Source organism: Acidobacteriota bacterium (genome assembly GCA_028874215.1).
GTDB lineage: Bacteria > Acidobacteriota > UBA6911 > RPQK01 > JAJDTT01 > JAJDTT01.
Map to the genome: position 1 here is coordinate 61,248 of JAPPLF010000093.1, position 12,535 is coordinate 73,782.

The window sequence follows — 12,535 nt, forward strand, 5'->3', positions numbered from 1 at the left end:
CGGGTCACCGCCATGTTCCTTTCCACTTCGATCAGGGCCGCTCTGGCCGGCCTTCTCTTTCTGAACCCGGCTCTTGCGGCACAATCATCGGGCGGCACGGACGCCGGACGGGACCGCCCCTTTTTCCGCACCGAAGTCGACCAAGTCGTCCTTTACGCCGCCGTTTATGACGAAGACGGCGAACTGGTTTCGGGCCTGACCTCGGAGGACTTCGTCGTTTTGGAAGATGGAGCCGAGGTGGAGATCACCTACTTCGGTCAGGACGACGTTCCCTCCACCAGTGGAATCGTCATGGACAAGAGCGGCAGCATGAGGCCCAAGCAGGATCTGGCCCACCGGGCGACGAAGCTGTTTCTTGCCCTGAGCCATCCGGACAATGAACATTTCCTGATCATGTTCGACGACGACGTGAATCTGGAAGAGGACTTCACCCGGGACCCGGAGGATATCCGGGACATGCTGGACAACACTGTCGTCGGCGGGGGAACCGCCCTCTACGACGCCATTTATCTCGGTCTCGAAAAGGCGCAGAACGGGTCCGAAGCCAAGAAGGTGGTCACCGTGTTCACCGACGGCGAGGACAAGGACAGCTACTACCGGCATGAAGAGCTTTTGGAGAAGATCGCCCGGTCCAACGAAGTCCAGCTCTACGTGGTGGCCCTGCTGGACCAGTCGTTGAGCCGGGACCGGGGCTTCTTCGGCGTGTTCAAATCCCAGTACGACAAGCTGAGGGCTACGGTCGATGCGATTTCGGGACAGAGCGGAGCCAAGGTCTACTTTCCCGAGGAGCTTTACGAGCTCAATGACGTCTTTCGACGAATCGCCAGCGAGCTCAGGAACCAATACCGGATCGCTTACATCACCCCCAATTCGTTGACCAACGGCGGTTGGCGGACCATTGAGGTCCAACTCCGAAACCCCGGAGAAAAAAAGTTGACGATTCAGGCAAAGAAGGGTTACTACGGCGGCCCGGAGAAGGCCGGGGAATGACCAACGGGGGGTGGGCATCAAATCGGATGTCACCTGTGGTTCGCTATTATTGGAGCATGCTCAAACACCGGCTCCGGAGTTTGACTTGAACCGGACCGGCACCTATTCTGAATCGTTATGACCGAGCCCAAGAGCAGTTTCGTCTGGTACAACGGAAAGCTGGTTCCGTGGGAAAAGGCGACTGTTCACGTCATGTCCCACGCCCTTCACTACGGCACCTCGTGGTTCGAGGGGATCCGCTGCTACGAGACTCGCCGCGGTCCCGAGATCTTCCATTTCGGGGAGCACGTTCGGCGCCTCTTCAACTCCTGCAAGATCTACCGAACCGATATTCCCTTTTCTCGGGCCGAAATCGAGGAAGCGATCCTGGAGACGATCCGGGCAAACTCCCTGCGGGCGTGCTACATCCGGCCGCTGATCTTCCGTGGCTACGGAGAATTGGGCGTCAACCCCCTCAAGAATCCCATCGACGTGGTCATCCTGGTCTGGGAATGGGGACGTTATCTGGGAGAGGAAGGCCTGGAACAGGGGGTCGACGTCTGTGTCTCCAGTTGGGCCAGGGCCGCTCCCAATACCTTTCCGACCCTGGCCAAGGTGGGCGGCAATTACATCAACAGCACCCTGATCAACATGGAGGCCACCCTGAAGGGGTACACCGAGGGCATCGCGCTCGACACGAACGGCTTGGTGAGCGAGGGCGCGGGAGAGAACATATTCGTGATTCAGGACGGGACGATCTCGACGCCACCGATGGCCAGCGCCATCCTTCCGGGAATCACCCGGGGCGCCGTGATCACGTTGGCCCGGGAACGCGGTTACCCCGTCATTGAAGAGCAGATATCGCGCGAGCGCCTCTATATCGCCGACGAGGTCTTCCTGACCGGCACGGCAGCAGAGGTCACCCCCGTCCGTTCCGTGGACGGCATCGCCGTGGGCCCGGGGAGACGGGGACCCGTCACCAGCCGGATTCAGGAAGACTTCTTCGACTACGTCGGAGGCGAGGTGGAGGATCGGCACGGCTGGATGACCAGCGTCTATCGGGAGGCTCGCGTCGGAGCATAGCCCGCATTTCTCACCAGGGGCGTGACGATCGCGCACGATTTTCGCCCCCGGACCCGGCGGGGGCCGGATGATTTCCGAAACGCCTCACCCGTCCCTCCGAACCGCCGCCCTCAACCTGGGAACGCAACCATGAAGACATCCGTGGAAATCCGCACCACCTTTCTGGATTTCTTCCGGGAACAAGGCCATCGCGTCGTCAAGAGCAGTTCCCTGATTCCAGGAGACGACCCGACGCTGCTCTTCACCAACGCCGGGATGAATCAGTTCAAGGAAGTCTTTCTGGGCCTGGAACAGAGGGAATACAACCGTGCCGTCACCTGCCAGAAATGCATGCGGGTGAGCGGCAAGCACAACGATCTGGACACCGTGGGCCGAACGCCCCTCCACCACACCTTCTTCGAGATGCTGGGGAACTTCTCGTTCGGAGACTACTTCAAGCGAGAGGCCGTCCGATTCGCCTGGGACTTGTGCACCGAGGTGTACGGCCTCGAGGCCCGCCGGCTCCACGCCACGGTCTACAAGGACGACGACGAAGCCTACGGACTCTGGCGCGAAGATATCGGCGTTCCCCGGGAGCGGGTCTACCGCCTGGGAGAGGAGGACAACTTCTGGGCCATGGGAGACACCGGTCCCTGCGGACCCTGCGCCGAGCTGCACTTCGACCTGGGCGTCAGTCCGCTGGGTCACCGGGACTGCGAGCTGGGATGCGAATGCGGCCGTTACGTGGAGATCTGGAACCTGGTCTTCATGCAGCTCAACCGGGATTCCCAGGGCCGAACCACTTCCCTGCCCTCGCCGTCCATCGATACGGGCATGGGTCTGGAACGCATCACGGCGATTCTTCAGGGCGTGACCAGCAACTACGACACCGATCTGTTCCAACCTCTCATCCAGGAGGCCGCGCGCCTCACCTCCAGCTCCTACGGAAACGACGACCGGACGGATGTGAGCCTGCGCATCCTGGCCGACCACAGCCGCGCTTGCGCTTTCCTCATCGGGGACGGGGTCATACCGGACAACGAAGGCCGCGGCTACGTGCTCAGAAAAATCCTGCGGCGCGCCACTCGCCACGGTCAGTTGCTGGGGAAGGAAGAGCCTTTCCTGTTCACTCTGGCCACCCTGGCGGCCGATCTGATGAGCGAGCCCTATCCCGATCTGGAGCCCCAACGGGAGTACCTGGCGCGGGTGGTGCGCTACGAGGAGGAGAAGTTCCGGGCCACGCTCGACCACGGAATGGGCCTGTTCGAAGAGATCGTGGACCGGGTTCGGGGATCGGATGGCGGAACCCTTCCGGGCAAGGATCTGTTCCGGCTCTACGACACCTTTGGGTTTCCCCTGGACCTGGCGCGGGACCTGGCCCAGGAGCGCTCCCTGGAGATCGACGAGCCCGGTTTCTTCGCCGAGATGGAGAAGCAGCGGCAGCGGGCCCGCGCCAGTTGGAAAGGGGCGGGCAAGACTCTGCAGCCGGTGCACCAGGAGTTGGCCGGAAAGGGGTACGAAACGGAGTTTACGGGTTACGAGCAACTGGAAGCCGTCCCGGGCTCGGTCCTGGCGCTGGTGGAGAACCAGAAACTGGTTCCGCGGCTGGGACCTGGAGAAGAGGGCGAAGTGGTGCTGGACCGCAGTCCTTTCTATGCCGAGGCGGGAGGCCAGGTCGGAGATCGTGGGACTCTGGAGACCGACTCCGCCCGGTTCCGGATCCTCGACACCTACACTCCAGCCCAGGGACTGCGCCTCTCCCGCGTCCGTGTCCAACAGGGCGAGCTCAAGCCGGGAGACGCCGTTCGCTCCAGCGTGGATCTTCCCCGGCGGCGGGCCACCGCCCGAAACCACACTTCGACACACCTCATGCACGCCGCCTTGCGCCGGATCCTGGGAGTCCACGTCAAGCAGGCCGGATCTCTCGTCGCCCCCGATCGTCTCCGGTTCGACTTCACCCATTTTCGGTCGGTGACGCCTGAGGAGCTTTCCCAGGTAGAGGATCTGGTCAACCGGGAAATCCGCCGCGACAGCGGTGTCGACACCCGTGTCCGGAGCCTGGATCAAGCTCTCGAGGAAGGCGCCACCGCACTTTTCGGAGAGAAATACGATTCGCAGGTGCGGGTGGTCTCCATTCCCGATTTCAGCTTGGAGCTCTGCGGCGGCACCCACGTGGGAAGGACCGGAGAGATCGGCCTCTTCAAGATCACCGGCGAGGGAAGCGTCTCCGCCGGCGTGCGGAGAATCGAAGCTCTGACGGGAGAGGCGGCCATGTCCCGTTACTCCCGGATGGATGCCGTCGTATCCAGCCTCTCCCGGCGATTGAAGACTCCCATGACGGCCCTGGAAGAGGAGATCCGAAAGTCCCTGGAGGACCTCAAGCAGGTCCGGAAGCAGGTGGACGCCCTGCAGTTGAAGTTGGCCGGGCAGAAGAGCCTGGACACCCTGGACCGGTCGCGCCGGGTCCGGGGAATTCGCGTCGTGGCCGAAGAGGTGGCGGATCTGGACCGGAGCTCATTGCGCCAATTGGCCGATCAACTCAAGAACCGGCTCCAGTCCGGGGTCGTGGTCCTGGGAACGCCCATTGACGGGAAGGTCAGCCTGATCGCCATGGTCAGCGACGATCTGACCGATCGGATCCAGGCCCACGTTCTGATCCGCAAGCTGGCCCGGCTGGTGGGGGGAGGCGGAGGCGGACGGCCCGACATGGCCGAAGCCGGAGGCAGGGACGTTTCCCGGCTGGGAGAAGCCCTGGAGCAGACCTACCGGCTGGTGGAAGAGTCGCTGAACTGAGATTCGGGTTATACTGGCTCGAATGGCGGCGACCAGCGCAACGCATCGAATCATCCCGATTTCGACTCGGCCATCCCGGCGGCCGGAGCATCCTATCCGGCAAATGATGGTTTTGTTGCTGGTGCTGCTGACGGCGTCGCCTTCCCTGCTGGCGAACCGGATCCACAGCTATTGGAGAGAAGACGGCGTGCGCGTGCTCACCAACCTGGCCCCGGCCCGGCCGGAACGGCACGGCCTGCGGTCTCAACCCGGCCGCGGACCCGGCCTCTATCAATCCACGGTACAGGAGATCTCTCTGCGCTACGGCGTGGACATGGATTTGGTGAACGCCGTCATCCGCGTCGAAAGCAACTTCCGCCCGGAAGCCGTCTCTCCCAAGGGATGCCTGGGGCTGATGCAACTGCACCCCGATACGGCTCGCCGGTTCGGCGTCCGCGACGTGTTCGATCCGGTCCAGAACATCGAAGGAGGAGTCCGATACCTGGAATTCCTCCTCGACTATTTCCAAGGCGACCTGGAACTGGCTCTCGCCGGATACAACGCGGGAGAGAACGCGGTGATCCGCTACGGGGGCGTCCCTCCGTACCCGGAAACCATCGACTACGTGAAAAAGGTCCGGCGGCTCTACGGATTCGCCTCCGCCCGCGTCCCCGGCGACCGGATCCTTCGGGTGGTCCAACCGGGTGGACGGGTTCTGCTGACCAACCTCCCCCAATCGAATCCCTTTTAGGGCCGGGCGCCCCACACTCGCCTTTTCGAAGTTGACAGTCGCAGTGTGTACAATTGCGGTTGGTATCAGTCCACCCCGGGGCCAAAGGAGTGTGACTGTGCTGATCCGATTTCGTCTGCTTCCGGCGCTGTTCCTGGTGGTCGTTGGCGGGTCCCCGATCCTGAGTCAGGACCGCAAGGCCGCTGAATCGGCCTACGCCGAGGCCTTCCGGTTCGGACTTGAGCTGCTGGCCAAGCCGGAATCCAAGCGGACGATTCCCGACTACCGGAAGGCCGTCTCACTCTACCGCCGAGTCGTCGACCTGGATCCGGATCCGGAAATCGCCGCCGATTCCATTTACGCCGTCGCAACCCTGTACGACCGCATGGCCGATCGTGCGCCGCAGGGCGAATACCGCCGGGAAGCCGTTCGCGCCTATCGCCGCCTGGCCCGGGAATACCCGCGGTCGCGCCATCGCGGCCCCGCCCTCGACCGGGCCGAACAGTTGGAAACGCCGGTCCTCCGAAAGGCCCCGGTTTCCGGAAAGACGCCTCTGGCCGTGGTCTCCGAGATTCGCTACCGCGCCAGCGAGAACTACACCCGCGTCGTCATCCAACTGGACCGGGAGGTGCAGTTCGAGAAACAGGTCCTCCAGTCACCCGACAGGATCTATTTCGACCTTGCGGGAACCCGCCCGGGGCCCGATCTGAATGGACGAACCATCAGCGTGGACGGCGTCTTCATCAAACGGATCCGTGTCGCCCGAAACCGCCCGGAGGTGGTCCGTGTGGTTCTGGACTACAACAAGATCCGAAAACAAACCGTGTTCGCCCTGTTCGAACCGTTTCGCATCGTCATCGATACCCATGGCCACGGCTCCGGGCGGAAGGCCAAAACGACCCGGGAGTTCAGCACCGCCCGACCGGCTCGTCCGGCCCCTTCGGCCGTTGCGACTCGCAGAAAACCTCCGGAAACGCGGCGGGCCGCCAAACGCGGACCGCAGGAAGACCTCACCCTCACCCGGGTGTTGGGATTGAAGGTGGGACGTGTCGTCGTGGACCCCGGCCATGGCGGTCACGACGCGGGAGCCATCGGTCCCGGAGGCCTGCGGGAGAAGGACCTGGTCCTGAGCATCGCCAAACGCCTGAAGCCGTTGTTGGAACAGCGCCTCGGCACCCAGGTGATCATGACCCGGGACGACGACCGTTTCATCCCCCTGGAAGAGCGTACCGCCATCGCCAACCAGCACCAGGCCGATCTCTTCATCTCCATTCACGGAAACTCCAGCCACGGGAGACGGGCCACCGGGGCGGAAACCTTCTACCTGAACTTTGCCCGGTCCGCGTCGGCGCAGGAAGTGGCCACGCGGGAGAACGCCGCATCCCAACGCACGGTCGGAGAGCTCGAAGACCTGGTGCGCCAGATCACCAAGGGAACCCACAACGCCGAGTCGCGTAAATTGGCCGGTGTGGTACAGGCCAACCTGTTCTCGGGAATCAAGAAGCACCGCCGGCCATTCCTGAACCGCGGTGTCAAGACGGCTCCCTTCATCGTGCTCATGGGAGCGAGCATGCCCAGCATCCTCACCGAGGTCGGATTCATCAGCAATCCGGACGAAGAGAGGTTCCTGACCACTGCCGAGAACCATCAAAGGGTCGCCGAAGCCCTGTTCGAGGGTGTAAAACAGTACCTCCAAGACTTGGCTAACGCCGGCTCCCAGGGAGACTTGGCCGGAATTCAGGTGCGGGACCGAAAGGGGAAAAAGAAGTGAAAGAAGAGGCGTTTGAACCGTGAGAGTGCCGTTGCTCTACGGGTTTGTTTTCTCCGCATTCCTGGCGCCACTCCATTCCCAGGATTCGCCCGCGGGAGTTCAGCAGTATTTGGAACGGTTGTCCGGGTACCGATTCCACCTGCTTGAGAAGTCAGCCGGCCCGGAACGGGCGGCCGGGGATTTTTCGCGGCCCGTGCTGGAAGAATACGCCGTTCAGTCCTATTCCCGGTGGCGCCTCCAGGGACCTGGCGACTCGCCCCTGGCAATGGAGGTCCACGAGACGCTGCATCAGCAGGGCGCATTCGGCTTGTACCGGCTCGATTCGCTGCTGCGGCCCGGCGCCCGGGACCGGCTCGAGCTGCCGGTGGAGAACCGCTACAGAGAAGGGAGTTGTATCTTCTGGCGGGGCCCCTTTCTGTTTCGACTCACCGCCGGACCGGGACCCCGGGCGCGGGATCAGCTCAAAGGCGCCGTGGCGGCTCTCGTGGAAGCGATCCCCATCGTCAATCTCCATCCCGTGACGGTGTTGCACCTGCCGCGTCAGGACCTGGTCACGGAATCGGTCGGCATCTATCTGGGGCCGGCGGCCCTGGCCAATAACGATCGCTTCCCCGACCCGCTCATGGACAAGATCGGTTTCCAGGACCGGGTCGAAGTCGCCTTCGCGGACTATGGCCCGGAGGTCGGTTCCCTGTTTCTGCTGGCCTACCCGACCCCGTCCCTGGCGGCCGAGTACTTCCTCGAGCTGCAGAACTCATTGCATTCGTTCTTTTCTCCCGACGGTATCTACATCAAGCGGAGCGGCTTGCTGCTGGCTGTCTTTCTGGGAACCGAATCCAGGGCACAGGCCGTATTGGGAGAGGTTCAATGGGCGCCGGCGGTGAAATGGGTCCATGACCGGACCGTTCAGGTGGAGCCAAAGGGCGAGGCCCGGAGTTTTCTGGACATGCTGTTGCGAACGGCATTGGCCACCGTCTGCTTCATCGTGGGCAGCTTCGGTTTCGGCTGTTTCCTCGGCTACATCTGGCACCGGATTGACGAACGCTTCCCGGCGTGGTCGTCCAGGAATGACGCCATACACCTGAATCTGTCGGGGTCCGCTCCCACGCCGGACCGCGTCGAGAGGCCATCCTGGCCGGGATTCCGAAAATCATGACCGGCGGGAAGTCAATCCGGTTGGAAAGGGTCCTCGAGCTTGTCTACCGTGCGGCTCTGGCGGCGGTGGATCCGGGCCGGACGGTTCGAGACTCCTTGTTTCTGGACGATGAAGTGCTTCGCGTGGGAGACCGGAACTATCCGCTGAGGGGGTTCCGCAGGGTCTTCCTGGCCGGCGCCGGGAAGGCCGCCGTTCCCATGGCCCGCGCCGTCGAACAGATCCTGGGAGATCGTCTGAGCGGTGGTCTGGTGGTGGTCAAGTACGGGCACGGCGGAGTTCTGGACAGAACCCGGGTGATGGAGGCCGGGCATCCCGAACCGGATGAGAACGGCGTCGCCGCCGCGTCCCGGATCCTGGAATTCCTGGACCGGAACCTGACGTCCCGGGACCTTCTCCTGGTGCTCATCTCAGGGGGCGGCTCGGCCCTGACTCCCTGCCCCGTCCCGGGAATCACGCTCTCCGACAAGCAGGCGGCCACCTCCGTCCTCTTGAACTCGGGCGCCACCATCCACGAGATCAACGCCATTCGGAAGCACCTGAGCCGATTCAAGGGAGGCCGCCTGTTGCGGCACACCCACGGCGCCCAGGTGGTTTCCCTGCTCCTCTCCGACGTGGTCGGGGACGACTTGAGCAGCATCGCCTCGGGACCCACCGTTCCCGATCCCACCCGCTTCGAAGACTGTCTGGGAATCCTGAGGCAGTACGGGATCCGGACCGCCGTGCCCGGTCCCGTGCTGCGGTATCTGCAGGAGGGCGCCGCCGGTGGAGTGGACGCCCCGCGGGAGACCCCCAAAGAGAACGACCCGGCCTTCGTGAAGGTCCAGAACAGGGTGGTGGGAAGCAACATCCTGGCTCTGAAGGCGGCGGCAGCCGAATCCCGCCGCCTGGGCTTCGCACCCCTGATCCTCTCTTCCTCCATCTACGGCAACACGGAGGACGTGGCCAAGGTCCACGTGGGCATCGCCCGGGAAGTGCTCCAGAGCGGCCTTCCGGTCGCCCCACCCTGTTGCATCATCTCCGGAGGGGAGACCACGGTCAGAGTCACCGGATCGGGAAAAGGCGGCAGGAACCAGGAGTTCGCCCTCTGGTGCGCCCGCGAAATGGAAAGTTGGGGAGCCGAGCCGGTGCTCATCGCCTCCATCGGTTCGGACGGCAACGACGGTCCCACCGACGCCGCCGGGGCCTGGGCCAGACCGGAAACCACACGAAGGTCCCGTTCGCTGGGACTCGATCCGGAGTCCTACCTGGGCGACAACGACTCCTACCACTTTTTCGAGAAGCTGGGCGACCTCATCATCACCGGCCCCACCCAGACCAACGTGATGGACCTCCGGTTCATCCTGGTGGGAAGCTAACCCGCGGTTCAGAAACCGCGGGCCTCGCCCCAGAGGCGAGGGTCGGCCACACCTTCCCGCAGGCCGCTGACAGGGTCCACGCGGATGCAGTGGGCATCGCCGATCCGGCCGCGATAGACCACCTCGTGTCCCAGTGACTCCAACTCGGCTTCGACCTCTCGGGACAAGGCGCCGGTTTCGGCCACGATCCGGTCGGGCATCCACTGGTGGTGGATCCGGGGCTCATCGACGGCCGCGTACAGATCCATCTCCTGGTCCAACACGTTGAGAATGATCTGCAGAACCGTGTTGATGATGGTGGGTCCGCCGGGACTCCCCAGAACCAGCAGGACCTTGCCGTCCTGCTTGACGAGGGTGGGCGTCATGGCGCTCAGCGGCCGCTTTCCGGGAGCGATGGCGTTGGCCTCGCCCTGGAGCAACCCGAACATGTTGGGGACTCCCGGGCGGGAGGTGAAGTCGTCCATTTCGTTGTTCAGCAGGAATCCGGCTCCCTTGACGGTGGCGCCGGAACCGAAATTACCGTTGATGGTGGTGGTGATGGCCACCGCGCTCCCCGCGGGGTCCACCACCGAGAGATGCGTGGTCTGCGGCGACTCCTCGGCAAAGGGACCCGCGGCAACCTGGCTGCTCTCGGTAGCGGCCGTCTCGTCCAGATCCCCCAACCGTTCCCGGGCATGTTCCCGGGAAAGGAGACGATCGACGGGCACCTCGGCGAAATCCGCGTCCCCCATGGTCGCGGCGCGGTCGGCGAAGGCACGGCGCATGATTTCCGCCAACAGATGGAGCCGCCCAGTGGTCTCCTGCCGGCGACCGGCCAACTCCAGCATGTTGAGCATCTCGATGAGGATCACGCCCCCGGAGCTGGGAGGACCCATGGACACGACTTCATAACCCCGGTAACGCCCCCGGACCGGAGGCCGGATCCGGGCCACATAGTTGGCCAGGTCTTCCCGCGTCATGATCCCGCCGTGAGCCTCCATGTCCCGCTGGATCAGCTCGGCGATCTCGCCCCGGTAGAAGGCCTCGGCGCCATTGCAGGCAACGGCCTCCAGCGTGCGCGCCAAGTCGGGCTGCGTGAAGGTCCGGCCGGGCGCCGGGGGACTTCCGCCGGGCAGGAAGATGCGCCGGGTTTCGTCGAACCGCTCCAGGAGGGGAGCTGCCGACTCCAGCGATCGGGCGAAGTGTTCTTCCACTACGAAGCCGCTCCGGGCCAGTTCGATGGCCGGCTCCAGCAACCGGCTCCAGGGAAGCGTCCCGAAACGGCTCCAGGCCAAGTGGAGCCCGGCCACTGAACCGGGTACCCCCGAGGCCAAGTAACCGACGGTGGACAACTCCGGAACCACCTCCCCCGCGGCGTCCAGGTACATGTCGCGGCCGGCGCCGCCGGGGGCCATCTCGCGATAGTCCACGCTGATCTCCCGGCCGGTCTCGGCATCGTGGTAGAGCAGGAACCCCCCGCCTCCCACATTGCCGGCGATGGGGTGCACGACGGCGAGCGCGAAGCTCACGGCGACGGCGGCGTCGATGGCGTTCCCACCTTCGCGCATGACATCGACACCCGCCTGACTGGCCAACGGACTGGAGCTGACCACCATCCCCCGGGAAGCGACGGTGGGGCCCGGAGCCGTCACCTCGGGACGGCAGGAGAGGAGACCCGTGGTGACGAACAGGATCAGGACCCAGCCCGGCAGCCGGGGTGCAGATGCCGTACGGTGGAACGAAATCATGGCGTAATTCCGGCTATTCGAGGTGACGTCCAAGAGTCAGCAGGCAGTAAGGGTTTCGGGCGTCAGGTGTTCCTGGACTGTGCGGAAGAAAGTTCCAGACTCACCACCTGATTCAGGGAGCCGGACCGAAAGCTCTGCAAATCCAGAGTTACGTACTGGTACCCCAGGGAGCGGAGCTTGCGGTTGATGTCGTCGAAAAGACCCGGATCCATCAGCTTGTGGCGCTCCGCCCGGTCGACCTCGATCCGGGCCAGTTCCTCGTGGTGACGCACGCGGAAGCTGACCACCCCCAGGCTCCGGATGTAGGCCTCGGCCGCATCGACCTGTTGCAGCTTCTCCTCGGTGATGGCGACGCCGTAGGGAAAGCGGGAGGAGAGGCACGGCATGGCCGGCAGGTCCCAGGTGGGGAGACCCCACTTGAGAGACCGGGACCGGATCTCATCCTTGCTCAGCTTCACGTTGATGAACGGACTCAGGACGCCCTGCTCCCGGGAGGCGCGCCGGCCGGGCCGATAGTCGCCGATGTCGTCCATGTTGGAGCCGTCCAGAATCGCTTCCGCATTCCATTCCTGCAGCAGTCTCTTCAGATGGACGTAGAGTTCGTCCTTGCAGAAGTAGCAGCGATTCGTGGGATTCCGGGCGTAGTCGGGATTGTCCATCTCCCGGGTCTCGATCAGCGTGTGATTCAACCGGTAGCGCCGGGCGAAGTCCAGGGCCAGCCTTCGCTGGTAACCGGAAACCGAGGGCGACAGGGCCGTGACGGCCCGCGACTCGTTGCCCAATATCCGATGGGCGCAAAAGGCCAGGTAACTGCTGTCGACGCCGCCGCTGAACGCCACGACGACTCGGCGATACCGTTCCAGGTACTGAAAGAGATTCTTTTCTTTCTCTTCGGGATCCACTGCCGCGATTCTACCACCCGGAGCAGGCATGAGGAATGAGGAGCCGATCCGGTCGGACTTGCGAACTCGTCACCGGCGCCGATTCCGGTCG

8 protein-coding genes and 1 pseudogene are annotated in these 12,535 nt (G+C 63.7%); 7 read left to right on the forward strand and 2 right to left on the reverse strand.

What is annotated here, in order from left to right:
* Positions 1-12 precede the first annotated feature (12 nt).
* The 7 genes and pseudogenes from OXT71_18395 to OXT71_18425 all read left to right on the forward strand — a co-directional run bounded on the left by OXT71_18395 (position 13) and on the right by OXT71_18425 (position 9,815).
* Positions 13-990, forward strand: a complete 978-nt coding sequence (locus tag OXT71_18395; protein ID MDE2928362.1) for a VWA domain-containing protein — start codon at positions 13-15, stop codon at positions 988-990.
* Positions 991-1,107: 117 nt separating this feature from the next.
* Positions 1,108-2,052 carry a branched-chain amino acid transaminase gene (locus OXT71_18400; protein ID MDE2928363.1) on the forward strand — a complete coding sequence of 315 codons (945 nt, stop codon included), beginning with the start codon at positions 1,108-1,110 and terminating at the stop codon, positions 2,050-2,052.
* A gap of 129 nt (positions 2,053-2,181) precedes the next feature.
* Positions 2,182-4,824 carry an alanine--tRNA ligase gene (gene alaS, locus OXT71_18405; GenBank protein MDE2928364.1) on the forward strand — a complete coding sequence of 881 codons (2,643 nt, stop codon included), beginning with the start codon at positions 2,182-2,184 and terminating at the stop codon, positions 4,822-4,824.
* A 280-nt stretch (positions 4,825-5,104) separates the two neighbouring features.
* Positions 5,105-5,554 (forward strand): annotated as a pseudogene (locus tag OXT71_18410) (lytic transglycosylase domain-containing protein).
* A gap of 97 nt (positions 5,555-5,651) precedes the next feature.
* Positions 5,652-7,304, forward strand: coding sequence for an N-acetylmuramoyl-L-alanine amidase (locus OXT71_18415; GenBank protein MDE2928365.1), 1,653 nt, complete (start codon positions 5,652-5,654; stop codon positions 7,302-7,304).
* Positions 7,305-7,323: 19 nt separating this feature from the next.
* Positions 7,324-8,460 (forward strand): hypothetical protein, encoded by a 1,137-nt coding sequence (locus tag OXT71_18420; GenBank protein ID MDE2928366.1) that lies wholly within the window; start codon positions 7,324-7,326, stop codon positions 8,458-8,460.
* On the forward strand, positions 8,457-9,815 hold the full coding sequence (locus tag OXT71_18425; protein MDE2928367.1) for a glycerate kinase: 1,359 nt from the start codon (positions 8,457-8,459) through the stop codon (positions 9,813-9,815). The genes OXT71_18420 and OXT71_18425 overlap by 4 nt, the downstream gene beginning before the upstream one ends.
* An 8-nt stretch (positions 9,816-9,823) precedes the next feature.
* Here OXT71_18425 and ggt read toward each other — a convergent pair whose 3' ends face one another.
* A complete protein-coding gene (ggt, locus tag OXT71_18430; protein MDE2928368.1) occupies positions 9,824-11,542 on the reverse strand; it encodes a gamma-glutamyltransferase in 1,719 nt (572 codons plus the stop codon).
* Between the two features lie 62 nt (positions 11,543-11,604).
* On the reverse strand, positions 11,605-12,444 hold the full coding sequence (gene larE / locus OXT71_18435; GenBank protein MDE2928369.1) for an ATP-dependent sacrificial sulfur transferase LarE: 840 nt from the start codon (positions 12,442-12,444) through the stop codon (positions 11,605-11,607).
* Between the last annotated feature and the right edge of the window lie 91 nt (positions 12,445-12,535).

What these genes read in the sequence shown, in the direction of transcription:
- OXT71_18395 (MDE2928362.1), top strand. Translation starts at nt 13, where the DNA reads ATGTTCCTTTCCACTTCGATCAGGGCCGCTCTGGCCGGCCTTCTCTTT.
- OXT71_18400 (MDE2928363.1), top strand. Translation starts at nt 1,108, where the DNA reads ATGACCGAGCCCAAGAGCAGTTTCGTCTGGTACAACGGAAAGCTGGTT.
- alaS (MDE2928364.1), top strand. Translation starts at nt 2,182, where the DNA reads ATGAAGACATCCGTGGAAATCCGCACCACCTTTCTGGATTTCTTCCGG.
- OXT71_18425 (MDE2928367.1), top strand. Translation starts at nt 8,457, where the DNA reads ATGACCGGCGGGAAGTCAATCCGGTTGGAAAGGGTCCTCGAGCTTGTC.
- ggt (MDE2928368.1), bottom strand. Translation starts at nt 11,542, where the DNA reads ATGATTTCGTTCCACCGTACGGCATCTGCACCCCGGCTGCCGGGCTGG.